Origin of the sequence: Methyloglobulus sp., assembly GCF_040079455.1 — a bacterium.
Lineage (GTDB): Bacteria > Pseudomonadota > Gammaproteobacteria > Methylococcales > Methylomonadaceae > Methyloglobulus.
Genome location: NZ_JBEBKJ010000019.1, coordinates 20,264 through 45,279, shown reverse-complemented (window position 1 = coordinate 45,279; position 25,016 = coordinate 20,264). Strand labels below are relative to the sequence as shown.

The following is a 25,016-nucleotide window of genomic DNA, read 5'->3' as shown; positions in this document are numbered from 1 at the left end:
CACCCCACCCATCTGACATTCCCGCGATTGGGAAACCAAAAAAAAAGACTGATTCCGGAATGAATGAACAAGCTGATAAAAAAGCACAACAGGTTAATAGAAATATTTGCCCTAAAAATATTTTTTGGTTAGTGATTTTAAAGTTAATTTGAGTCATATTTTTATCAAAGACCACAAATAGAGCTGTGTTTTTTATAAAAAAACACAGCTCTAGTTTAAAAGGATAACTTAGTTTAATTATTCACTGGAGTGAATTTAGTTGGTTGAACCCTAACCCAACTTTTTATATATACACCTGGTGTAGCTGTTTTTAATAAAGTTGCTCTAAGAATCTGATTGACGTGTCCTGCAATGTTAATGTGTTTTAGCTCTGGAATATTCAACGTTCCATTAGCAGACAATGTTGTTGATACCATTGACGGTGTTGTTGTCGTTTTTAAACTTGCCGCTTGCTGAAATCGACCATCAGGTAACAAATTAAACGATCCTGTAAGTACAATCCCATCATATCTGACAATACGAGGAATCCGTAATATTCTTGTGCGACTATCATAACTTGGCATTTGTCCGTAATAAACCCTGATTGCCATTTTGTCTAGCGGGCTTAAATCGATTCTACCAAAATATTTAGATCGACAATAATTCATCATTGAGTAAGGATCATAATCGGTAAACATGGTGTTTCCAAAGGTGGAAAATATACCTTCTGGTATGATCCGAGGATCAGGGTCGTTAAGGCGACAAAGTCCTGGCGATGTAATCCATGGATCGTCAGATCTGTTTTGTTCATGAGCCAAACCTAAGATGTGACCGAACTCATGAATGGCTGAAGAGTTTATACAAGTCTGTAAAGATATTCCGGGGTTATCGGCTCTGCATCTTTGAAAAAGTGTTGTTGACGACCCAACAAATGGTAGTGCTGAAATTGTATTCAACCTAAAATTCAACCGCATCACACCAACTTTGCCATTTCCTTGCCTCCCAAGCGCAGCTTGAGGCCCATTGACATTATCTACGGTAATCCTAATGCCTGTCGAAGTCGGCAAACATTGCCCCCAACCGTTAAATCTTGCCAATGAATACTTTTGCCAGGTATTAGCAATTGCAGTGACGACGTTGGCTCTTTCTGCGGCAGTAGATTGGCTTAACTTCTCCCAACATACTGGAATATTGTAGGTTTTGGTGGTCGGGTTGTAGAGCCAAAGAACGGTATCCAAAAAATACGCCTTCGCCTTCGGAGTTGTGACAATAGGCGGGTTAACCGCCGCCTGAGCGGAAGCCGTTAGTAACATAATGAGCAGGGCAAAGTTTATACTTTATGGTCATGAGGGTATCCTTATATAATTAAGTTAAGTTGATTTTTCTATATGAAACAAACCTCTAAGATTAAATTAACAAACATTGTCTATGGTTTATGAGACGAATAAAAAACTGTGCCCATGCAACAAATCAAACACCGCCTAACTTGTACGAAAATTCTTTCGCGCTGTCAATATTTTCCTAGCGATTAAGTTACAGAGCTGTTCTCTGCTTAGTCTGTTTGTTTGGTTGGTTGGTTGGTTGAGGAGCTATCACTTAATCCCCATCAAACTCGTAATTCAATTTTATCCGTTGCGAAGTGCCGGCTTGGGTTTCGACATTGATAGTATCTGTCAGCTTATGTTTTAGGACAAGATTGGCTTGTTTGTTGAACATGCCAACTTTGGTGCCTACATAAAAATCGGGGGTCAGGTATTGGCCCATAACCAGCAAGCTATCTTGAAGCGTTTTGCCCTCTTCGACGTTGAATTCGTCAATCCCCAGCTTATCGGCAAGCCAGGTCACTTTTCCGGCTCCGTAAGACAATGCGGCGCTGGCAAGCATGTTGCTGTCTGACTTGCTGACTTGATTGAGGGGCGCACCCGTGACTAAGTAGGCCAGGGCTTCTGATTCGGGCAAGGACGGTTCGGCGGAGATATGGGTTTGCGGATTTTTCAGTGATCCGGTCAGGGCCAGGATAGCGGTGACCTTTTTACTTTTGGATAGCCTTATGGCTTCTACATCCAACCAGGGATTATCGGCTGGCCCATTGAACAAGAAACGGCCTTTGCGTACCGTCAAATCTTGTCCAAAGCGTTTGTAACTGGCTTTGACCATATCGACATTGCCTTGCATCACCATTTTTTCACCAGTCTTGATGATTTTCAGGTTGCCAACCAAGTTGGTTTGTAACCCTTGACCGGTGAAGCTGACTTGTTTGCCTAGTTTAACTTCTATATCGGCATTAATTTCAGGCGCTGCTTGTGTGCTGATCTCCACTTTTTCTTCGCCTAGAATAATTTCATCTTCACTGACTTTTACCGCATTTTCAGGGATGTCCTGAATTTTCAGGATCGCTTTGGGAACGGCTAATTCACCGCTGATTTGTTTTTGTTGATCGTTCAAGGCTATTTTCAAGTCTGGCGAGACAGCGATTTGTGCTTCGGGTATTTTGGCTACTTCAAAGTCTTTGCCTGTTAGGTCTAACTCAACTGGGTAGTGTAATTCCGGTTGTAAACTGACCGTACCACTAAGATTAATAAGGCCTTCACCGGATTTTGCGAAACCGTTTATCTGGATTAGGTCGGCTTTTTCGGCTGACGCAACGGCTTGGAGGTTTATATCACGAACGTTAAGGCCGAGCTTATCAACTGTTACATCACCGTTGGTAAGATGTACGTCGCCGTTGACTAAAGGATTTTGTACCGTACCCTTCACCGTAAAATTGGCTTTCAACAGACCTTTGATATTGGATAATTGCGGAGCAAAAGGCTCAATCATTGCGAATTCACGGATTGAAGCTGTAGCTTGTGCGGATAGTGCTTGCGTCTTGCCTGTAACCATTTGCAACTTTGCGCGTAGATAATCCTGCTTTATTAATGTCATATTCAAATCTGCGGAGAGTGATTCGCCATTTATGAGTCCAGAGAGTGAAGTTGCACCTAATACGATTTCTTTTTTTGTTCCTTGGGTTTCGAGTGAGAGAATGGTGTTGTCAGGCAGTGCCAGACTAAAATTTCCGGCAATGACATCTTGAATCTGTAGGTCTGCATCAAGGTTAATTTTGGTTTTTAAGTTAATTTTTTCCGATGAATCAGGCTTATTCAGGACGATTGGTACGGTAGAGCCTTGAATATGGATGCCATTGCTGCGATTGCCCGAGGCAACAACATGCAAATCAATATCGTGCAGCCCCATTTTCCCCATATCGGCTAAGCCATCGGTAACATCAATATGCCCGCTTACCAGTGGTTTTTTTATAGGGCCTTGCAAGCTTAAATCCGCTTTTAGAAGCCCTTTGATGTCTGAGATTTCGGGGGCAAATGGTTTAATCAGCGAAAATTCAGCAATTGATGCAGATATAGTTCCTGAGATTGTCTGGGTTTTGCCGATATCCATGACTAACTGTCCTTGCAAATAATCATGGCCTGCCAACAGCAAGTCTATATCTGCCGAAACCTTATCGCCTTTGATGTTCCCTGACAAAGAGGATGCGCCTAAGTGAATTTCCTGTTTGGTTTTCTTAGTGCTTAAAAAAACCTGCGCTGGTGTCGTAGCCACTCGATAACTGCCATTCAGTAGATTTTTCTTCCTTTGAATGTCCACATTTGCATTAATAAGGCTTTCTATTCTCACCTGTTCAGGTAAATAGGCCTGTGCCAAGTTGGTCGGTAGCGCCTTTGCAAGCAATTGAAAGCCAAGGTCACCATTAGCCAGATAGGAACCTTGTGTGCAGAGTGAAGCGGCTTCCTGCACTAAACACCCCTCAGCCAAGGCAACATCAAACCCAAGTGGTTTTTTTTCTACCCGCAGTGGTACGTTATCTTTAAGTGACCAGCTTTTTCCATCTTTGAGGGTAATACCCAATTTGGAAATGTCACCTTTCCAGTAATTGGTCGCCAAACTGCCTTTTAATACAGTGGAAATAGTAGCTTTTGATGAATTGATGTCAATGTTAAAGCCATGTTGCTTGGGCGTACCTTTGCCTTTTATTGATAGCTTATCAATTTGGGTAGTGCCGCTTTTGATGGCATCGGCTGAGACATTGATCGTTGAGATTTTTTGGTCGTCAGGATGATAATCAAGGTTTACGGATAAACCGTTCAAACTGTGTTCCGCAAATTTTAGGCCCTTACCTTCCGCGTCGAATTTCACAGTGGGATTCTTCCAGCCACCATGCAAATCGCCATTTCCTTTTAGGCTGCCGCCCAAGTTCGGCCATAATGAGCCTAAAGTTGGGATATCCATCACAAAGACAAGGTTTCCGTTTGTCTGCCCAATCAAGCCGTCAATTGTTACTTTATTTGCACCCAATGCTGCGAGAAATGAGTCAACTTTAAGCTGGTCACCATTCAAGGCCAATTTGCCGTTGGCATTCAATGCTTGGTTTCGTAGTTGTCCGCTCAACTTGTCAATATCAGCAGTAATTTGTATGGCTTTGGGGTCGATCTTGCCTTTTAGATGGCTACTAAATGTTAGGCTACCGGGCAGATCTGCGATGATAATGGCGGGATTGAATTGTTGGCCTGTTGCGGTCAGGTTGAACTCCGGCACATTCCCCCAAGACGCATTACCTGTCAGCTGAAATAAGCCGATTTTTGATTTGAGTTCCAATTTGTTAATGTGTATGCCATCTAATCCACCTTTGCCATCAAAAGATAACAACGCTTGCGGCACATATTGCTGGTTCAATTGCCCATTTACCGTAAGATGGTAGTCTGTGAGTAACCCTTCTAGCTCAAGATGGCCTTCTTCGCTTTGTATTTGCGGGAGGCTGGCAGCAAATGGAAATGCCAAACCCTGCCAGTTACCTTGTGCTTTTAAGCGAGGCGTTTTAAACACATCTTCTACATGTCCTTTCAGGTCTAGTTTGAAGGGTGAAGCTAACTGATTGTCGAATAAGAGTTTGTATAAGTCACCCCTTATCGTGGTTGAACCTTGCCATACACCATTTTTATCGGCATTGACTCGCCATTCGGCCTGTAAGCTTAAAGGAAAAGCCTTTACCAACGACACAGTTCCATTGGCCGTAGCATTAACCTTATCGGAATTAATAGTCAGTGAAAGTAGTTTGAATTTATTGCCTTCCGTCTTAACAGATAGTTGTAGTTTATCTAACGTCTGCAATTGCCCGTCACTCGTAAAGTGCACATCTGTTACTAGGATCTTGCCAATATCAAGCTGAATAGGTAGATTGATACCTGCATCCATATTCGTAGGCTCTTTTTCTTCTTTTGTTTTGGTGATGCTTATGCTTATGTTCAAGCCATTGATAGTCAGATCAACAATCTTTAAAGTGCCTGAGAATATTTGGGAAGGTTGCCATGAGAGGTCGATATTTTTGATGGTTACAATTTCCGTATCGCTTTTGTAACTTAGCCCAGTTAATGCAATACGGTCTAGCAAGCGGCCTTGAATATTTTCGACCGATACTTTTCCAGGTAGGCTTGAAAAAATACCCTGTAAAAGCCAGCGACTGCCAGTTTCATTGCTGAATAAGCCGATTACGGCAATTGGGATAACCAGTGCCAATACCAATAAAAGTTGCAGGAAACGTTTCTTCATATCCTTCCACCCGCAGCGAAATGAATTTGGAAGGAAGAATCCGATTCGTCCAAAGGTAAAGCGAAATCAAGCCGAATTGGCCCTACGGGGGAATACCACCGAACACCTAATCCCACACCAGTCTTAAAGTTGATGCTGTCGAAATTAAAGGCATTGCCGGTGTCCACAAAAGCGGCTACCCCCCAGTTTTCAAGCACTGGGTGTTCATATTCTGCGCTAAAAACACTTAATAATTCACCGCCCTCGACATTGCCTAAGTTATCCTTTGGCCCTAATTCTTTGTAGTTATAACCGCGTACACTATTGATACCGCCAGCATAAAACCTATAGCTGGTTGGTAATTGAGTGATCTGGTTGACTAGCGTTACGCCCTGTAAGGTTCGGCCAATAAATTTTCCGCCCAGTGGTAATTCGTGTAACCAAATGGCCGACAGATAACCTTGTATAAAGCTGACATCGGAAATTGGATTTTCATAACTGCCTTTAGCTTCAAACTCTAATCGGTATCCTTCGGTTGGCCGTAACGGATTGTTTGAAACAGAATATAACCAGCTACCGCCCGGCACCAATAATAATGTCTGACCGGAATTTGACGCAGTGGTAAAGTCCTCATAACTGTAATCAAGAAAAAGCGTCTGTCTCCAGCCGTTTGCATAAGCATGCTTGTGGCGAGCCGAAATTGTAGCCGACAGGGATTTAAATGTATTGGTATGTTCGCGCTTAAGGCCGCCGCCAAAACTAAAAAGATCAGTTAACGGCTTGTCCAACGGAATGCTGTATTCCACTTCGGCAGTCGATAACACAGGCGAGAGATCAATATTGGCGGTAAAGAAATGTCCGTAATGATTGATCCGACGGTTGATATAACTGGCATTCAATAACGGCCCTATATCAGTATCAAAGCCGACACCAAAGCCGTAATGGGCTTTCTTTTTGGCCGAAAGTTTAATGGTGACAGGTACGCGTTGATCTTTAACCTGCCCCAGGTCAGAGCGGATATCAACAGTGTCAAAATAGCCGCTTTGCGAAAGCGCGTTGTGGGTTTTAGCCAACTGTTCACTGGTGTAGACATCGCCACTTTTTATCGTCAGATATTTTTTTACAAATCCGTCATCCAAAACATCTTGCTGCACAATTACGTCACCAAAAACCATACGCTTGCCAGAATCAAACTTGAGCTTGATGTGTGCGATGTTGTTTTGTTTATCAATCAGCAGTTTTTTTTCGGTAAACGAACCTTGTAGGTATCCGCTTTCAAGAGCCAAGGATTCAATCTTGTCCTTCATGCTTTCGTATTTGCCATGATGCAATGGACTGCCTTGTTTTAAGGGCATTTTTTTCAGGAGATTTAAAAATTCTGGATCGTTTTTGGCATCTCCGTTAATAATAATTGCTACATCGCTAACTTCAACTCGTTGACCAGGCGTAACCTGAAAATTGGCCTTCCAGCAGTCCTTATTAAAAGCCAATGATTTTTTTATGGTGGCGTGGTAGTAACCCAAAGCCCGTAAAGCTTGGTCGATTTCTTGGTTGGAATCTTCAAACAAGCCCTGAATTTTCCATTTTGGCGAGTTACATTTCTCTTTTTGAATCGACAACATCAGCATAACGTTGTCGTCAGCTTCGCCTTCGATCCCTGAAACGGTGACCTCGGCATTTGTTTCAGGCGTTATTAAACAGAGCGCCAGCGCTAACAGTACGGTAATTACGATGCCTAAAACGGGATTTCTTAAATAGTACATTTGCGGTAAATCTTAAACCAACAACACTGGTTGCCCATACGAATTAAGGTTTAATATTAGTCTGTATTGCTTATTTAGCTAAAAGATACCTCAAACAACATATAATTTTCGGCTATTCGAGTTAGAATATCTTTATGTACGATAGCATCAAAATAAACCAAGCAGGGGAATACGAGTGACTGTAATAACTGAAGTACCCAGCCCGTTTTGTGGGATTGGCACGGATGATTTGTCGATTCAGATTGATGGGATAACCCTTAAAGTGACAGAAAATGGTTGTGCCGTGAATTTGCCTGCTTTTGAACAAGCAATTGGCGAGACCAGTCCTAGAATTGCAGGTAAGTCAGTTAGCCTTCAAGATGCCGTGAGTAAAGCATCAAAGCTTCTAGCTGATACCAAACAGCCTGTAATTGGCGGCTGTGCAACTGATGTCAACGGAATGCGAGCGTTATTGTCGTTAGCTGATCGTTGCGGCGCTGTGGTGGATAATATGAACTTTTCCGCCGCCCGAAATAACTTCTTGGCGTTGCAGGATTCCGGTTGGATGAACACGACATTAGCGGAAGTTAAAAACCGCTGCGATCTACTTTTGGTTGTTGGCACCGATCTTGAGAGTTTTGCACCCCGTTTTTTTGAGCGTTATCTTTGGAACCAAGAAGCGATGTTCCTGGAAAATACTAACCAGCGCGAAGTGATTTACTTAGGAAAAGTACCTTTAGGTAACGCGTCTACATCTCCAGCCGGACAAAAAGCCAAAATACTTAATTGTGATAACTCATCACTGCCTGAAGTCGTAGCGGTTCTTAGGGCATTAGTGAAAGGACTGCCGATTCGTGCCGTAGAAGTTGGTGGCATTGCAGTGTCTGAGCTACAAGCAATTGCGGACAAATTAAATGCCGCAAAATACAGTGTGGTAACTTGGGCGGCTGGAGCATTAGGTTACAGTCAGGCTGAATTGACGGTGCAGGCGTTGTCGGAAATGATTAAAGACATTAATCGCACCACCAGATGCTCTGGCTTACCGCTGGCAGGTAAGGAAGGCGACCAGACCGCCAATCAAGTTTGTGGTTGGACAACAGGTTATCCAGCAAGGGTGAGTTTTGCTCGGGGTTATCCAGAATATGATCCGTTCCTTTATGACACAAGTCTAATGTTAGCAAACGGCGAAGCCGATACTTTAGTTTGGGTAAACGCCTTCAATATCAAAGCCGTACCTCCCGTAAGTGAATTACCTACCATCGTCGTCGGGCGATCTGGCATGATATTCACTAAAGAACCGGATGTGTTCATCCCCGTCGGCACACCCGGTATTGACCACGCAGGCCATGCTTACCGTACCGATAATGTGGTGGCTATTCGCCTGAAAAAATTGCGCGATTCTGGCTTGCCCAGCACGGCGCAAGTTTTAGCTGCAATTGAGAACGCATTAAAGGGAGTACAAGCAGCATGCTGATTAAACTCACAGGAGGCAAGGTATTTGATCCTGCCAGCGGCGTAGCGGGTGTTATTCAAGATGTTTATTTTAAAGATGGTCGCATCATAGATATTCCCAAAGGTGCGCTAGTTGATAAAGAATATGATTGCCGTGGCAAAGTAATCATGTCCGGCGCTATCGACATGCATACGCATATCGGGGGTGGGAAAGGCAATATTGCGCGGACTTTGTTACCGGAAGACCATCGTCAAGACCCCGTACCCCGCACAAACATCACGCGCTCAGGTAATGGACACGCCATGCCCAGCACTTACGTGACTGGCTACCGTTATGCGGAAATGGGCTACACAGCAGGGTTTGAGCCAGCAGTATTGCCAATAAACGCACGCCAGGCTCACATGGAAATGGCGGACATCCCCATCCTAGATAAGGGCGGCTATGTCATGCTGGGTAGCGATGATTATTTTCTGCGACTGCTGACCGCCAAAAAAGACCAGAAAGCTATTAATGATTATGTCGCCTGGACAATTCATTCTGCGAAAGCAATAGGTGTTAAGGTCGTGAATCCAGGTGGAATAAACGCATTCAAATTCAACCAGCGTAAACTGGATCTGGATGAGCAGAACAGCCACTATGGCGTAACACCTCGGCAAATTCTGCAAGTCTTGGCGACTGCTGTTAAAGAGTTGGGCATTACCCATCCTTTGCATGTGCACGGCTGCAACCTAGGCGTACCCGGTAATATGCAAACAACGCTGGATACCATCCAAGGTATTGGTGGCCTGCCAATGCACTTAACCCATATCCAATTCCACAGTTATGGTACGGAAGGTGATCTAAAATTTTCCTCGGGTGCGGTGCAAATTGCCGAGGCAGTCAATAAAAATAAAAATATCACCATTGATGTCGGTCAGATTTTATTTGGACAAACCGTTACTGCATCGGGTGACAGTATGCGGCAACATGCCAACCATAAGTTTGCCAGCCCTAATAAATGGGTGTGCATGGATATTGAGTGCGATGCAGGTTGTGGTGTTGTGCCGTTCAAATACAAAGATCAAAATTTCGTTAACGCTTTGCAATGGGCGATTGGATTGGAAACCTTTCTGCTGGTTGATGACCCGTGGCGAATTTTCCTAACCACTGACCATCCCAATGGCGCACCGTTTACCAGCTACCCTCATTTAATCCGCTTATTGATGGATCGGACGTTCCGTAACGAGGTATTGGCAACTATCCATCCAGAAGCTCAAAAAATGACGACTTTAGCTTCAATCACCCGTGAATACAGCTTGCAGGAAATCGCCATTATGACTCGTGCAGGCGCGGCAAAACTGATCGGCTTGAAAGACCGTGGCGGCTTGGGTGCGGGATATTTCGCTGATATTACCGTGTACACCGATAATACCAATCGTCAAGCTATGTTTGAAAAGCCCGATTATGTGTTCAAAGACGGCGAACTCGTTGTTGTTGATGGCAAAGTTATCCACACCAAATGGGGAACAACCCATGTCGTCAGGCCGGATTTTGATATATCGGTAGAAAAGGATTTGAAGTCGTACTTTGACCGCTATCTCACCATGAAACTGGGCAACTTTAAAATCAGCGATGATGAGATCACGGAAGATGGGCGCGGCAGTTTAACAGTGCATCCTTTGGTATAAGGACAATATATAAAACACCAAAAAGATAACGGAATTACAAGTCTAGGCGATAGATTTTGATCAAATAATCCACTGTTTGGTATGGATTTCTACAATTGACAGTTTGAATGGGTGCTTTTCTGTGGAGTTTTCCTTACGAAAACTGAAAGCCAAAACATGATTTTGCTTTGCGTGTAAACAACTAAATTTAGGGTTATGTCTGTGTGAATAGGCAAGGCAGTACTGTGGGCTGGCAGTGAGTTTAATCTCATTGATTCTCTTTTTTATTGGCAACATTCTGAAATATATATAAATAAATATTCCCCCACAAGTGGAGTATTTGTTGGCGTATAAGTGTTTTGAAAACCCCCTTATTTGCCGTAACGCTTGAGCTATTTTTCTATGCTGTTTAAAAGTTCATCTTCAGAGTGTGAACGAACGATCTTAGGCCGTGTTTTAGATTTTACTTTCCTTACTGTTTTACTCGGAGGATTGCAATTCCATCCTGAATTGCCCAATTTAGCGGCAAGATTATTGGCAACTTGGATACATATTTGTGTGTTTTTTCGTGCCCAGGCAATGGCCTTACTCTGACCACCATCCGTGCTATAGATAGTGCGACAGCTTTTCATCTTAGAATCCAAATACTCAATGTAGATGTGTTTCGTTGCACCCATATGCTTGTTCACGCAGGATACCCCTTGTACCTCAGTAGCTAGGGCGTATGACGAGGGAATCAATAAGATAGTTAGAAGGAGCGCATCTCTAATAGTCGCGCGGAGGGCAAACGAGTTGAAAATTTTATTAAACATACAATGACCTTTAATACTTGTGCAATGGCAGATATACCGTCATATCTTATAGATAAAATATTTTAATAATCTTAATTTGAAATTTTTTATTTAACTACTTGAATCTGGATGTCTGTAGAATTGGCTTGCAGCCCTGTTACGTGCAGGAGAGTAAGTCAATGTAGGTTGCGGGTGAGGTACGAACCCCAACATTTACAGCTCCGAATTGTTGGGGTTCGTACCTCACTGCCAACCTACGTATATACCCAACATACGGGATGGATGGAGCTTGCGGAATCCAGGAATTCGTGACTGACTCCCGTACTACGCTGCGCTTCATGCAGGCTACCCAAATACGCAAATACCAAACCCAATTGTGTGTAATATACAAACATCATCCACATCTGGAGAACGGCTATGCGTACCAACGTCGTCATTGATAACACCTTAATGCAAGAGGCCTTAAAAGCGACTGGACTTAAGGTCAAGAAAGAAGCGGTTGAATTGGGCTTGAAGACATTGATAATCCTCAGAAAACAAACGACTCTCAAAGAGCTTAAAGGCAAGCTCCATTGGGAAGGCAGCCTGGATGAACTTAGAGCCGATCAATGATTTTGGTCGATAGCAGTGTTTGGATCGATTATTTTAATGGCGCAAATAACCCCTATACCGCAAAGCTGGATTTGCTTTTAGGCGTTGAGCTTATCGCCATCGGCGACATAATCCTTACCGAAATTTTACAGGTATTCCAGAACGATAAAGACTTCAGCACAGCAAAAGCAGTTTTGTTAAGTTTAACCATTTTCGACATGCTGGGACTACAAAACGCCATTGTCGCAGCGGAGAATTTCCGATTCTTACGAAAACAAGGTATCACAATCAGAAAAACCATTGATTGCATGATTGCCACCTTCTGCATCCAAAACGGTCATCAATTGCTGTTTTGCGACAAAGATTTTCAGCCGTTTGTGGAATATTTGAGCCTTGGAGTTGTTGATGTATGATTTATAAGGTATTGTTTATTTTGTTTTTATAATTCGAGGTTTTTATATGTTTGACAGCAAATCCATCGACGACATTGCTAACCGTTTAGCCAATGCCATTCCGCCCAGCTTCAATCACTTTAAAGAAGATGCGGAAAAGAATTTTCATGCCATTTTGCAAAGTGCTTTGGCGCGTCTTGATCTGGTAAGCCGCGAGGAATTCGAGGTACAAAAAGCAGTGTTGGCAAAAACCCGACATAAGCTGGAAGCCTTAGAACAACGCGTTGCAGAAATGGAACAGCAAATACTAGCAAGAGAGGAAGTGGAGTTGGATTCAAGGGCGAAAGGCACAAGGCGGAAGGATAAAGTGGAATAACAAAACTCTGTGGGCTTTTTGAGCCTTTAGCCTTGCACCTTATATCTTCTTCATGACCTTAGCTGTCATCTACAGCCGTGGCCGTTCTGGCATTGAAGCCCCGCTAGTTACGGTAGAAGTACACGTAGCGAATGGGCTTCCTGCTATGAATATTGTTGGCTTGCCTGAAACCGCCGTCAAAGAAAGCAAAGATCGAGTTCGCGGCGCTATCCTAAACTCCCGCTTTGAATTCCCCGCCCAACGTATCACCGTCAATCTTGCGCCAGCAGACTTACCCAAGGAGGGAGGGCGGTTTGATCTTGCGATTGCTTTGGGCATTTTGGCGGCATCAGGGCAGATACCTAACGTAAACCTTGACCAATATGAATGTGTCGGCGAGTTGTCTTTAGGCGGCGAGTTGCGTCCGATCAACGGCGTTTTGCCCATTGCCATAGAAGTCAGAAAAAACCATCGAAAGCTGATTTTGCCTAAAGAAAACGTAGCTGAAGCGGCGTTGGTTAAAGATATTGAGCTGATTCCCTCCGTGCACCTATTGGAAATATGCGCCCACCTCGCCGGACTGCAGCTTATTCAGTACGAATATTCCGAAATAACGCAACCAAGTTCAGACCACGAGATCGACTTTGCCGATGTGCATGGGCAGTATCATGTAAAACGGGCGTTTGAGGTGGCAGCGGCTGGCGCGCATAATTTACTGATGTTGGGGCCTCCTGGCACAGGTAAATCTATGTTAGCTGTACGTTTGCCCACGATTTTGCCGCAATTAACCGAACGACAAGCGCAGGAAACCGCCGCCATTGCTTCCATCAGCGACCAAGGACTAAATGTGGCGAACTGGCTGAAACCACCTTATCGCGCTCCGCATCACACTGCGTCCGCTCCTGCGTTGGTTGGTGGCGGCAGCAATCCTAAGCCTGGAGAAATATCGTTAGCACATAACGGCACGTTATTTTTGGATGAATTGCCGGAATTCGATAGAAAAGTTTTAGAGGTACTGCGCGAACCGCTGGAAACGGGGCATATCACCATTTCCCGCGCCGCCCGGCAAGTTGATTTTCCCGCTCGATTTCAATTAATTGCGGCGATGAATCCTTGCCCTTGCGGTTATATGGGTGATGCTTCCGGTAGATGTCATTGCACATCCGAGCAAGTGATGCGCTATCGCGCTAGAGTGTCAGGGCCGTTGCTTGATCGCATCGACATGCACCTGGATGTACCCCGAATCTCGCATGAAGTGTTGAGGAAAGGTTCTCTGCAAGGTGAGGAAACCAGTGCTAGCATCAGAATCCGCGTGGTGGCTGCCCGTAACCGCGCATTAGCACGTAGCGGCAAAGCCAATTCTGCGTTAACGGCAAAAGAAGTCAAGCAGCTTTGTACCTTGTCAGAACAGGGTCATCAACTATTGGAACAAGCGATGGATAAATTCGGACTGTCACATCGTGCTTATCACCGCATATTGAAACTGGCGCGGACTATCGCGGATTTAGCTGAGTCAGAGAATATTGAAGTAAGCCATCTAAGTGAGGCAATTGGTTACCGAAAACTGGACAGGCGTAGTTGATTGACCTGTCCATTGTTGTTACAGCCTTATTTGATTTTGACCAATTCCTTACCATCACTAGAGAAGTGACAAATGCCAGTGACAAAACTCGAACAGTCTTCGGATTGCTCAATTTTTGCGCCTGTTGGGCTGAGTTTGATGTTCAATACGCAGGAAGTGGCTGCTTCTTCAGATTTCTTTTTCAAGGTCAGTGTGTCTTTGCCTGTACTTTTGGCTTCGTCAGCAATATCAGCTGAACAGGCTTTGCTGCCTTTTTCGTCCGCGTTAGGTTCAAAATCTACATCCGAACTGGCAGTGATTTCGTCACCGTTTTGGGTGATTTTCAAATGGTGGACATGTTTGCCATCTCGAAGTACATAATGATCGGTAGTTGCAAAAACGCTGCCGGAAATTAACAGGGCAAAGCAAAATAAACTTTTTTTCATCGGGTTTCCTCTTGTTTAGGTTTTAGAATTCTCAGGTTAAAAGCTCAGTGTGGTACGATAATTGGACTGGACATCCAATAAAAACCAACAGGCTTTCATTGTAACCTACAGCAAGCCCTTGTCCAAAAACACAATCGCAACAAAACCAAGTAAAGCATCTAGCCTTATTGCCCAACATAAATCGCATTATTTGTGGTTGATGTAACCTAAAACACCAAATGACCAAACTAAACCCCCAACAGCAAGCCGCTGTAAAATTTGTTGATTGCCCTTTGCTAGTACTGGCTGGGGCTGGCAGTGGCAAGACGCGGGTGATTACCGAGAAAATCGCTTATCTTATTAAGCAAGGTCTGCCGGCGCGTCACATTACGGCGGTTACCTTCACCAATAAGGCCGCCCGTGAGATGCAAGGTCGCGTCGCTAAGTTACTGGATAAGCAACAGACCCGTGGTCTGCGGGTTTCGACCTTCCATGCGCTGGGATTGGAAATCATCCGCAAGGAACACAAGACCTTGGGTTATATGCCGAGCTTGAGCTTGTATGACGAAGAGGACAAGGGTAAGCTGCTGAAAAACCTGATCGCCCATAGCAAAAGTGATTGTGATGCAGATAAGGTGGAGCAATTCGCCAACCAGATCGGGCAATGGAAAAACGCCTTTGTTATGCCTAAGCAAGCAGAATCCACTGGGCTTGTCGAACACAAGGCAACCGCTCAGCTTTATGCCGATTACACCCGCAGCCTTAAGGCCTATAACGCGGTCGATTTTGATGACTTGATATTGCTGCCCGTGTTGTTGTTCCAACAGCATCCGGCTGTTTTGGAAAAGTGGCAAAACACGATCCGCTATTTGCTGGTGGATGAATACCAGGATACCAACCTTACCCAGTACGAATTGGTGAAGCTGCTGGCCGGAAACCTGGGACGCTTTACCGTCGTAGGGGATGACGACCAGTCCATTTACGCTTGGCGCGGTGCCCAGCCGGAAAACCTAAGCCAGTTGCAAAAAGACTTTCCGCGCTTGCAAGTGATTAAACTGGAACAGAATTACCGCTCGACCGGGCGCATTCTCAAAGTGGCTAACCAACTAATCGCCAACAATCCCCACACGTACGAAAAAAAACTGTGGAGCGAACTGGGTTATGGTGACCCGCTTCGGGTGTTAAGCCATAAGGATGAAAGCACCGAAGCGCAACAAATGGTGGCCGAACTGATCCACCATAAGTTCAAGACCGGCGGACGTTACCAGGATTATGCCATCCTGTACCGTGGCAACCATCAATCCCGCTTGTTTGAGCGCGGCCTAAGGGAGAACAACATCCCGTATTTTATCAGCGGCAGCACGTCTTTTTTCGCGTATTCCGAAATCAAGGACATCCTGGCTTATTTGCGGCTACTGGTTAATCCCGATGATGATGCCGCGTTTTTGCGGATTATCAACACACCCAGGCGGGAATTGGGGCCGACGACTTTGGAAAAACTGGGGGCTTATGCCAATCAACGGCAAACCAGCCTGTTTGCCGCCAGCACCGAATTAGGCTTAAGCCAAACCGTGTCCAGTAAATCAATCGCTCGCTTGGAAAAATTTCACGATTGGATCATCACCACTGCCGAACGTGTTGAGTGGGATGACACGTTTGTCGTTATCGAAAAAATGATTAATGAAATCGGCTATGGTCAATGGCTTAGGGAAAATAGCAAAACCAGCGAATCGGCGGAGCGCAAGATGAAAAATGTGGCTGAATTAATCAACTGGCTTAAGCGCATTGCGGATAAAGATGAGCAGGCACAAAAGCCGCTAGCAGAAATTATCGCCAATATTATGCTGATGGATATTTTGGAACGAAACCAAGAAGAGCAGGTGAGTGATCAAGTCAGTTTGATGACCTTACATTCCGCGAAAGGGCTGGAATTTCAGCATGTATTTCTGGTAGGGATGGAAGAAAATATCCTGCCTCACCAAAACACCATTGAATCAGACGATGTTAATGGTACGAATGGCGTAGAAGAGGAGCGGCGGCTGGCGTATGTCGGCATTACCCGCGCCCAACGGACGTTAACATTCAGCTATTGTACGCACCGCAAAAAATATGGTGACATAATGGAATGCCAGCCCAGCCGCTTTCTTGGCGAACTGCCCGAAGACGACCTCGAATGGATCAACAAAAAACAGCTATCCTCAGAAGTAATAAAAGAACGCGGCAAAGCCAATCTCCAAAACCTGAAAACAATGTTATCGTAATTACCTTGCCAATCGGGTAAAATGCTCGGCTGGGTTTCATAAGATTAAGCGCCCGTAGCTCAGCTGGATAGAGCGCAGCCCTCCGGAGGCTGAGGTCAGAGGTTCGAATCCTCTCGGGCGCGCCATTAGACTGTTTAGCACCGCCCACAACATCCCAAAAATCCAGTAATACCAAGACTTATGGCTTATATATAGGCCTACCTAGTCCCGCAATATCCGTTGACATCCCGCATAAATAGGGGGGCTTTTTAGGGGTACTTTGATTTTTTCAAATACAGTTACCCCTAAACGTTAACAGGCACCCCATGTAATTATGCTCATAGGGGCGACAAGGCCAAGCTAGGAGTCTGTCGGACAGGGGGTTTGGCATTCTGATCATTGCTTGGGCAATACGAATTATCGTCGGCATTATTTCTCCGCTTCGTTAACGGCTAATCATTAATTTCATATTTTTAGTTGCTGCGTTTTATCTCAGTTGTACTTAACCAAGAGTGATTTCTAAGCATTCTTCCGGCTATCCTGCGGCCAACATATGTGCCTCTGCTTAGGGGTATAATACTAATCCCCTCATCCCAGCCTTCTCCCTCTGGAGTAGGTTTCAATGAGAACTCATTGGGATTGATATAAGTATGCAAGAGGTGTGCAATTTATACTAACTTAAGTAAGGGCTGAAATGACTAACAAAGATCAATCAAGTAGTACAAAAGCGTTGGATACCCAGGGCTCTCAGGAAATCCGGCTACCTTACTTCGATTATTTATTGGCGGCTCTTAAAGACGGCAATGAAGCCGTTGCAAAAAGTTTCGGTCGGCATGTGCATTGGGGTTATTGGGGACAACCACAACGCGCGGCATTGACTGCTGAGGATTTTGCCCAGGCAACAGAAGAGCTGAGTAGACAGGTTTGCTTAGCCGGACACATACAAAATAATCTGAGCGTGTTGGATGTAGGCTGTGGGTTTGGTGGGACGATAGCCCATATCAATGAGAATTACCAAGGCATGAATCTAGTTGGTGTTAATCTTGATGAACGCCAGTTGACTAGGGCGCGTGAAATTGTTAGGCCAATCTCCAACAATACCATCGAATTCAAACAAGGCAATGCCTGCACCTTACCATTGCCCGATGCGTCTTTTGATGTAGTGCTGGCGGTGGAATGTATTTTCCATTTTCCTGACCGGGAGCAGTTTTTCAAGGAAGCTTTCAGAGTGCTTAAACCGGGCGGCTACCTGGCATTGTCTGATTTTGTGCCTAAGCCTGTGTTACTGCCGTTTACCAAAATCAAATTGCCTCAAACGGTGAGTGATGGTTTTTATGGTAAATGTAACATCCTGTGTGGTGTAGGGGATTACCGTAAGCTGGCGGTAAAAACTGATTTCACAATACAAACGGAACGCGACATCACCGTTAATACCTTGCCCACTTACAGTTATCTCCGGCGCTTAAGCCAAGAATACCGTGTTAGTAGCGTATTTGCCCTGATTGAAACTGCCACCGCAGAGGTGCTTAGCAGACTTAGGTTGTTGATGTATTACATCTATGGTTTTCAAAAACCGATGTAAGATTTTATTTGCTGGGTATGTGAGGATTCTGCTCTAAATACGAAGCTGATTGGCTGTTGTCTGTATTGAGTTATCAATTTTAATGGTTAGGGCGTTTGGTAAAGCGTGGGTGAATTGATGTTATTCAATCAATCCACCCACTTTTTTATTGCGCTATATAAACTATAAAATTAGGAATCAGGTTTTACCAACCGTACCCGATGGTAAACATATAACGCATATCGGTGTTTTCTTTGCCAGGAGCTGGTTTGCTGAAGTAATCCACCTGAACTTCATTGGTAAATTGAATGCCATTCCAAATTGGTACTCTGAAACCAGTCCGTGAACGGATAAACAAGGCATCAGATACTAAACCTTCATGGCTGTGGAATAATTGCACATTGCGATTCCAGACAAACTGATCGTAGTTGACTGCCCAGCGACCAGCAATACCACTCGTGTCAGATATTTTGTTGCAGGCGCCTGGATTGGTTATTGGATTGTAATAACGGCTGCAATCAAACGCTGTATCGTAGAAATTTGTACTGACATAATCAGGTCCGGCTTCTAAGGACAGGTTGAGATCTTCAGATGCAAAGAACTGATAACCAGCACCTACACCGAATGCAGACCGTAATTGGATGTCTTGCATGCGGTCATTAGTAAACAAGCCATGTGCATAGCCGTACCATTGCGGTGTAAAGTAGTGTGCAGCAGTGCCATACAATTGCCAGTTACGCGCGTTTAAGGTTGTTTCCTTGGTTTTAACATCAGTATTGTCACCATAATTGTATTGTCCTCCTAGAGTGACTTTATCATCACGCCCCCGCACAATGATATTGGCATCCCCATGGTAGTTTTGCCGTTCTGTATTACCGCTAGAAAGACCGCCACCGAAATTTGCGGAACCAGCAAAGAATTTTTTGTTGATTTCGTCAACTTGAGTCAGAGGTATCGGCTGGCTATCATAAACGCCGCCACTCTTTAAAGTCATAGAGTTGTTTTGGCTTGATCCTGCTAGGCCAGTCAGTTCCTGTTTGTCTTTAAGGGTAACCGTCATCGGTTTATCAGAGTTGAGCGTGTCAATCGCATCCCATTTAATAACCACTTTGTCAGCATAATCGGTTTTCATTTCCAAGACGCTACCGGATTTACTTATAACAGTTCCCGATATTTTGTCGCCATTTTTTAATATTACCTCGTCGGCATGTGCCGCAAAAGCACATAGAGCAAGTGCCGCGAGTTTTAATGTTTGTCGTTGTTTCATGATAATTCCTCTTCTGTTTGTAGTTATTCCAGTTTCCTGGAAGGTGTTACTAGCCGGCCCCCACTACGGACTAATACTGGAGCTCGGATGAAGTGTAGTAGGATATTTACCAAAACACAACAATTATTATCATAATTACAACAAAAAGATATGGCTGGAAAAGAAAAGCCAGTGATAATACAATCTTATTTATTAACAGTGAAATAAAAATATAATATAGAATTTACATTAACAATAAATAAAACAAAGTTTGAAAGGAAAGTGTTTGGAATTATTTTTGACTTAGTTAGCGCGTTAAATTTGTTGTAAAAATAAAACAAAATATATCTAATTAATATGATCTGCGATAGCTGTTTCTATGGGTAAGAACATCGGATAATTTCCTAGTCTAGCTATTGGATAAATATGTCAATAAAATGACCAATTTTGAGCAAAGTGATGGTTTTTCGGTACACGCTTTTGAATAGTAAAATTATCCCCAAGCTGGGGTTGATGTTGATTATTGCCTTAGTTACGGGTTGTGCCAGTACGCCTGAAATTAAGCCACAAATCCAAACGCAACAACCCTTGATTGACTATGCACTTAGTTTACAAGGCACTCCTTACCGCTATGGCAAGGAAACGCCAGCGGAAGGCTTTGATTGCAGCGGTTTTGTTAAGCATGTGTACGGTAGGCAGGGCATCAAGTTGCCGCGTACCGTACAAGAGATGGCCTCTACTTTGCCGCAAATATCCAAGTATGATCTTCGCTCAGGTGACCTAGTTTTTTTTAACACCAGTGGTAGAACCTATTCCCATGTTGGTATTTTTATTAATCATGATAAATTTATACATGCACCTAGTAGTCGTACTGGGCATGTATTAGTGTCTAGCATGAATAACAGTTATTGGCGCAAGCGTTTTGCGGGTGTGCGTCGGCCTAGGGTACACTAACAGTTCTCCCACTATTACCCTGGCTAGATGTTGATAGAGCCAGCTTTGTAAGGCTATTCATGATTAAACGTTTTGCTCTGATAATTTTTTTGTCCCTGTTGTTGTTTGGTGGACTGTTTGGCTGGAAATTTTTCCAAATCAGTCAAGCGATAAAAAACATTCCAGTTCAGCCGCCAGCGGTTGTGGCCGCTACGATTGTGCAGCTTGACGAGTGGCAATCTTCCCTTTCGGCTGTCGGTAGTTTGGTTGCTGTGGCTGGTATAGATGTCAGTAGCGAAGTGGCGGGTAAGGTGAAAGCCATTCATTTTGAATCAGGCCAGTTAGTGAGAAGAGGGCATTTGTTGGTTGAGTTGGATTCAAGTACGGATGCAGCGGAGCTTGCGGGTTTAGAAGCCAGTCAGCGATTGGAGCAAGCCAAATTTGCCCGAAGTCAACAGCTCATTAGACGTAATTTTATTTCAAAATCGGATTATGATCTCAATAAAGCCACATTAGACGAAGCCAAAGCGGTCGTTGCCGCCAAAAAATCTGCAATCGAAAAAAAGCGTATAGTGGCGCCATTTGATGGGCAAATAGGTATACGAAAGGTAAATGTCGGGCAATATCTTGCGCCGGGTGATGCTATCGCTCCTTTACAACAATTGCAGCCGATTTACGCCGACTTCGCCTTGCCAGAACAGCATCTGGCAAGCCTAAAAGTAAACCAGGAATTGACTTTAACTGTACGGGCATATCCAGATAAAAGTTTCAATGGGCATATTACTGCTATCAATTCTGGTATCGATGTAGCGACCCGTTCGGTGAAAATCCGCGCTACCCTGAATAATGCAGAACATCTATTGCACCCTGGTATGTTTGTTGATGTCCAATTGTTTTCTAGTGAACAAAAAACCGTATTGACCGTACCCGATACCGCTATTTCTTACAATCCTTATGGCGATTCAGTGTTTGTTATCGAATCCAGCAAGCAAGGTTTAACTGTCAAGCTTAAGCAAATCGTAACAGGGGAGACCCGTAAGGGTCGAGTCGAAATCGTTAAAGGCTTGAATGAAAATGAAAAGGTCGTTAGCGCCGGACAAGTCAAATTACGAAATGGAATGCCTGTGGTTTTGGATAAGTTGCCAGCACCCGGTGAGCGGGGGACAGCTCCTTGAAATTTACCGATGTTTTTGTCGAACGTCCTGTATTAGCTAGCGTAATTAGCTTATTGATCTTGATTGTCGGCTTAAGGGCTATTGTTGCGTTGGAGTTGCGGCAATACCCAGAAACCGAAAATACCGTCGTTACCATTGCTACCGCCTATCCAGGTGCGAGCAGCGATCTGGTCAAAGGTTTTATCACTACGCCTTTACAGCAGGCGATTGCAGAAGCTGATGGTATTGACTTCCTGTCATCAAGTAGCCGCCAAGGGCTTTCCAGCATAGAAGCGCACATGCGCCTCAACTATGACCCTAATGCTGCCGTCGCGCAGATTCAGGCGAAAGTCGCGAGCCAACGCAACGTTTTGCCCCAAGATTCAGAAGACCCTGTGATTACTTCGCAGACGGGCGAATCCACCGCATTGATGTATCTGGCGTTGTACAGTGACACTATTAAATCTGCGCAGATCACCGACTATATGTTGCGGGTGATCCAGCCAAAAATTCAAGCGATTCCGGGTGTCGGCAAGGCAAAGATGTTAGGCAATAAAACCTTTGCCATGCGTATTTGGCTGGATACTAAGCGTATGGCTGCTTTAGGGATAACGGCTAGTGACATTAATGAGGTGCTTAAAAATAATAATTACTTGTCGGGGGCAGGGCAGACGAAAGGTGATTTTGTTGCCATCAATCTTAGTGCGACTACCGATGTATCGAAAGAAGAAGAATTTCAACAATTGATTGTGGGTGAACGTAATGGCGCTCTCATTAGATTAGCTGATGTTGCAAAAACTGAAATGGGTAGTGAAGACTACGATTCAGTTAACTGGTACAAAGGCAAGATAGCAATCTTCATGGGTGTAGAACAAGCACCTGGGGCTAATCCGCTCACGGTAGCAAAGTCTGTGCGCGTTGCTTTGAAAGAGATTGAAGCGGGATTACCTAGCGAGATGCATGTATTGCTGCCTTACGATGCTAGCCAATTCATCGAAGACTCCATTAGCGAGGTGGTGACCACTTTGGTTGAAGCTGTCGCCATCGTGCTGCTGGTTATCTACCTGTCGCTAGGCTCGCTTCGTGCCGCCATCATTCCTGCGATAACCGTGCCGCTTTCCTTAATAGGTGGTGCTTTCTTGATGTTGTTGATGGGGTTTTCCATCAATTTACTCACTATGCTGGCGATGGTTTTAGGCATAGGGTTAGTGGTGGATGATGCGATTGTCGTGGTGGAAAATGTCCATCGCCATATCGAAATGGGTTCAACACGCCTACAGGCTGCTATTCAGGGTGCAAGGGAATTAGGCTTGCCCGTTATCGCCATGACCACGACCTTGATAGCGGTCTATGCACCTATCGGTTTCATGGGCGGTTTGGTAGGCACACTATTTACCGAGTTTTCGTTTACCTTAGCGGGTGCAGTGCTTATTTCCGGCGTGGTCGCGTTGACATTGGCACCAATGTTAAGCTCAAAGCTGCTGAAAGAAAAAAGTGAACCCAGCCGGTTTGAACATGCGGTAGAGCATTTTTTTATGAGGCTTGCAGAGGTGTATAGGCGCGGATTGCATAAGGTACTGGAATTCCCGTCTGCCATTCTGGTATTTTCCGTCCTTGTCGTCATCAGTATTTATTTGATGTTCAACCTATCGACAAAAGAATTAGCACCGACAGAAGACCAAAGTATCCTGTTTTTTATTGCCACAGGGCCACAAACGGCCACTTTAAAGTATAACGAGACGTATACAAGAGAGCTGGTCAAAATCTTTGAAACCATCCCTGAATACAAGGAAAGCTTTTTGTTGCTCGGCTTTGGCAATAGCGCCAACACTGTTTTCGGAGGCTTTAAAATGCCTTCTACTACTGAGCGCAGTCGCTCGCAAATGGAAATACAACCGGAAGTGCAAGCTAAGGCCAGTCAGATCGCTGGATTTAACACGGCAGTGTTTCCACGCCCCAGCTTACCGGGTTCGGGCGGCGGTTTGCCTTTGCAATTTGTCGTAGTCACCGATGCAGATTACGACCAATTAGAGCAGGTTGCCAATGGCTTGATTGATACCGCCATGAAGAGTGGAAAATTTATTTTCATGATGAAAGATGTGGAATTCACCCAGCCCAAAGCCACCTTGGTGATCGACCGTAACCGCGCCGCCGACTTGGGCTTGACGATGAGCGACATCGGCAAAAACTTGGCTGCTTTGCTAGGTGGCAGTTATGTCAACCGCTTTAGCTTATTGGGGCGTAGCTATAAAGTCATCCCGCAAGTCGATGACCTTTCAAGACTGGATACCAGCAAGTTTGACCAATACTATATAAACACAGCAAGTGGTGGTCAAGTGCCGTTGTCATCACTGGTAAAAATCAAAAAATCTGTGGAACCCAGTAAACGAACACAATTCCAACAGCTAAATAGCCTCACTGTATCTGCCTTGATGACTCCAGGTGTCGCCTTGGGAGATGCGATGGCGTATTTGGAGCAAGAAGCCAAAGCCGCATTCCCCAAAAACTTCCAGTGGGATTATACCGGCGCATCCAGGCAATACGCCCAACAAGGCAGTGCCTTGGTTATTACCTTTTTTATGTCCTTGCTGGTGATTTATCTGGTGCTGGCGGCCCAGTTTGAAAGCTGGCGCGATCCTTTGATTATCCTGGTGTCCGTGCCGCTTTCCATTGCCAGTGCCATGGCGTTCCTGATGTTGGGATTTGCTTCTATCAATATTTATACCCAAGTAGGTTTGATTACGTTGATTGGTCTAATAGCCAAAAACGGCATCCTGATTGTAGAATTCGCCAATCAGTTACAAATCAAGGAAGGCTTAAGTAAGCAAGAAGCTATTGAGCAGGCTTCCGCCATCCGGCTACGGCCCATCCTGATGACCACCGTAGCGATGATCGTTGCCATGATTCCCCTGCTCATGGCATCCGGCCCAGGTGCAGCCAGTCGTTTCGACATCGGCTTGGTTATCTCAGGTGGCTTAGGCGTGGGGACTTTATTTACCTTATTTGTGGTGCCAGCGTTTTATTTGTTGTTGGCTAGGGAACATCATATCAGTACAGTGAAGGATACGGCTCAATATACATGTTAATGTTAATAACAACGATCTTTTGTCCTCTATTTTGACGGCCAATGGTGGGCAAACGATAAAGCAGTGTGCTCGCTTGACTTATAACTTATTGAAAAAATAAATAGATTTTAATGATCAATTAAGTCATTCGTACCTATTATCTCGGCTATTTGTTTTTGGTTTTGGGCTTTCTTTAAGACCTTAATTTGGTATCGTTGTACTTCGGCTAGCTGTCTATAACCTCTCATAAGCGTACTCGTCTTTGGTCAGATTGAAAAAAGCCCTGAACTATAAAGGGT

General features: G+C 44.5%; 18 protein-coding genes and 1 tRNA gene. 12 read left to right on the top strand and 7 right to left on the bottom strand.

The genetic code is table 11. The annotated features are described in order from the left end of the window. Positions 1-233: 233 nt before the first annotated feature. From ABL924_RS06480 to ABL924_RS06470, 3 genes are all read right to left on the bottom strand, one after another. The gene (locus ABL924_RS06480; RefSeq protein ID WP_349026260.1) at positions 234-1,292 is read right to left on the bottom strand and encodes a hypothetical protein; all 1,059 of its coding nucleotides are present in this window, start codon (positions 1,290-1,292) and stop codon (positions 234-236) included. Positions 1,293-1,575: 283 nt separating this feature from the next. Next, positions 1,576-5,583 carry a translocation/assembly module TamB domain-containing protein gene (locus ABL924_RS06475; protein ID WP_349026259.1) on the bottom strand — a complete coding sequence of 1,336 codons (4,008 nt, stop codon included), beginning with the start codon at positions 5,581-5,583 and terminating at the stop codon, positions 1,576-1,578. Then, a complete protein-coding gene (locus ABL924_RS06470; RefSeq protein ID WP_349026258.1) occupies positions 5,580-7,325 on the bottom strand; it encodes an autotransporter assembly complex family protein in 1,746 nt (581 codons plus the stop codon). Before ABL924_RS06470 ends, ABL924_RS06475 begins: the two co-directional genes overlap by 4 nt. A gap of 175 nt (positions 7,326-7,500) precedes the next feature. Here ABL924_RS06470 and ABL924_RS06465 point away from each other — a divergent pair, with 175 nt between their 5' ends. Both ABL924_RS06465 and ABL924_RS06460 read left to right on the top strand, forming a co-directional pair. Next, positions 7,501-8,778: a formylmethanofuran dehydrogenase subunit B gene (locus ABL924_RS06465; RefSeq protein ID WP_349026257.1), complete on the top strand. Its 1,278-nt coding sequence runs from the start codon at positions 7,501-7,503 to the stop codon at positions 8,776-8,778. Beyond that, positions 8,772-10,424: a formylmethanofuran dehydrogenase subunit A gene (locus ABL924_RS06460; protein ID WP_349026256.1), complete on the top strand. Its 1,653-nt coding sequence runs from the start codon at positions 8,772-8,774 to the stop codon at positions 10,422-10,424. The genes ABL924_RS06465 and ABL924_RS06460 overlap by 7 nt, the downstream gene beginning before the upstream one ends. A 371-nt stretch (positions 10,425-10,795) precedes the next feature. Here the strand turns inward: ABL924_RS06460 and ABL924_RS06455 are convergent, their stop codons facing one another. Continuing rightward, on the bottom strand, positions 10,796-11,035 hold the full coding sequence (locus tag ABL924_RS06455; protein ID WP_349026255.1) for a hypothetical protein: 240 nt from the start codon (positions 11,033-11,035) through the stop codon (positions 10,796-10,798). A gap of 413 nt (positions 11,036-11,448) precedes the next feature. Beyond that, positions 11,449-11,631 carry a hypothetical protein gene (locus tag ABL924_RS06450; protein WP_349026254.1) on the bottom strand — a complete coding sequence of 61 codons (183 nt, stop codon included), beginning with the start codon at positions 11,629-11,631 and terminating at the stop codon, positions 11,449-11,451. Between ABL924_RS06450 and ABL924_RS06445 the strand changes: the two genes are divergently transcribed. Genes ABL924_RS06445 through ABL924_RS06430 form a run of 4 tightly spaced genes read left to right on the top strand, consistent with a single transcriptional unit; the run spans position 11,612 to position 14,114 of the window. Beyond that, entirely contained in the window at positions 11,612-11,806 is a 195-nt protein-coding gene (locus ABL924_RS06445; protein ID WP_349026253.1) for a type II toxin-antitoxin system VapB family antitoxin, read from the top strand. The genes ABL924_RS06450 and ABL924_RS06445 overlap by 20 nt on opposite strands. Beyond that, positions 11,803-12,198, top strand: a complete 396-nt coding sequence (locus ABL924_RS06440; RefSeq protein ID WP_349026252.1) for a PIN domain nuclease — start codon at positions 11,803-11,805, stop codon at positions 12,196-12,198. Before ABL924_RS06445 ends, ABL924_RS06440 begins: the two co-directional genes overlap by 4 nt. 46 nt (positions 12,199-12,244) lie before the next feature. Beyond that, a complete protein-coding gene (locus ABL924_RS06435) occupies positions 12,245-12,553 on the top strand; it encodes an accessory factor UbiK family protein (protein WP_349026251.1) in 309 nt (102 codons plus the stop codon). Positions 12,554-12,605: 52 nt separating this feature from the next. Further along, positions 12,606-14,114, top strand: coding sequence for a YifB family Mg chelatase-like AAA ATPase (locus ABL924_RS06430; RefSeq protein ID WP_349026250.1), 1,509 nt, complete (start codon positions 12,606-12,608; stop codon positions 14,112-14,114). A gap of 26 nt (positions 14,115-14,140) precedes the next feature. On the opposite strand, the gene ABL924_RS06425 is transcribed toward ABL924_RS06430, so the two are convergent. Next, a complete protein-coding gene (locus tag ABL924_RS06425) occupies positions 14,141-14,539 on the bottom strand; it encodes a hypothetical protein (RefSeq protein WP_349026249.1) in 399 nt (132 codons plus the stop codon). Between the two features lie 218 nt (positions 14,540-14,757). Between ABL924_RS06425 and rep the strand changes: the two genes are divergently transcribed. The 3 genes from rep (at position 14,758) to ABL924_RS06410 (ending at position 18,340) form a co-directional block, all read left to right on the top strand. Further along, positions 14,758-16,779, top strand: coding sequence for a DNA helicase Rep (gene rep / locus ABL924_RS06420; RefSeq protein ID WP_349026248.1), 2,022 nt, complete (start codon positions 14,758-14,760; stop codon positions 16,777-16,779). A 48-nt stretch (positions 16,780-16,827) separates the two neighbouring features. Next, a tRNA-Arg gene (locus tag ABL924_RS06415) sits at positions 16,828-16,904 on the top strand. Positions 16,905-17,452: 548 nt separating this feature from the next. Then, the gene (locus tag ABL924_RS06410) at positions 17,453-18,340 is read left to right on the top strand and encodes a methyltransferase domain-containing protein (protein WP_349026247.1); all 888 of its coding nucleotides are present in this window, start codon (positions 17,453-17,455) and stop codon (positions 18,338-18,340) included. A 184-nt stretch (positions 18,341-18,524) separates the two neighbouring features. Here ABL924_RS06410 and ABL924_RS06405 read toward each other — a convergent pair whose 3' ends face one another. Next, a complete protein-coding gene (locus ABL924_RS06405) occupies positions 18,525-19,586 on the bottom strand; it encodes a DUF481 domain-containing protein (protein WP_349026246.1) in 1,062 nt (353 codons plus the stop codon). Between the two features lie 459 nt (positions 19,587-20,045). Between ABL924_RS06405 and ABL924_RS06400 the strand changes: the two genes are divergently transcribed. From ABL924_RS06400 to ABL924_RS06390, 3 genes are read left to right on the top strand one after another with little or no spacing between them, the layout of a single operon-like run. Further along, positions 20,046-20,519, top strand: coding sequence for a C40 family peptidase (locus tag ABL924_RS06400; protein ID WP_349026245.1), 474 nt, complete (start codon positions 20,046-20,048; stop codon positions 20,517-20,519). 59 nt (positions 20,520-20,578) lie between these two features. Further along, the gene (locus ABL924_RS06395) at positions 20,579-21,673 is read left to right on the top strand and encodes an efflux RND transporter periplasmic adaptor subunit (RefSeq protein WP_349026244.1); all 1,095 of its coding nucleotides are present in this window, start codon (positions 20,579-20,581) and stop codon (positions 21,671-21,673) included. Further along, complete coding sequence (locus ABL924_RS06390) at positions 21,670-24,738, top strand: efflux RND transporter permease subunit (RefSeq protein WP_349026243.1); 3,069 nt, start codon at positions 21,670-21,672, stop codon at positions 24,736-24,738. The genes ABL924_RS06395 and ABL924_RS06390 overlap by 4 nt, the downstream gene beginning before the upstream one ends. The last annotated feature ends 278 nt before the right edge of the window (positions 24,739-25,016 follow it).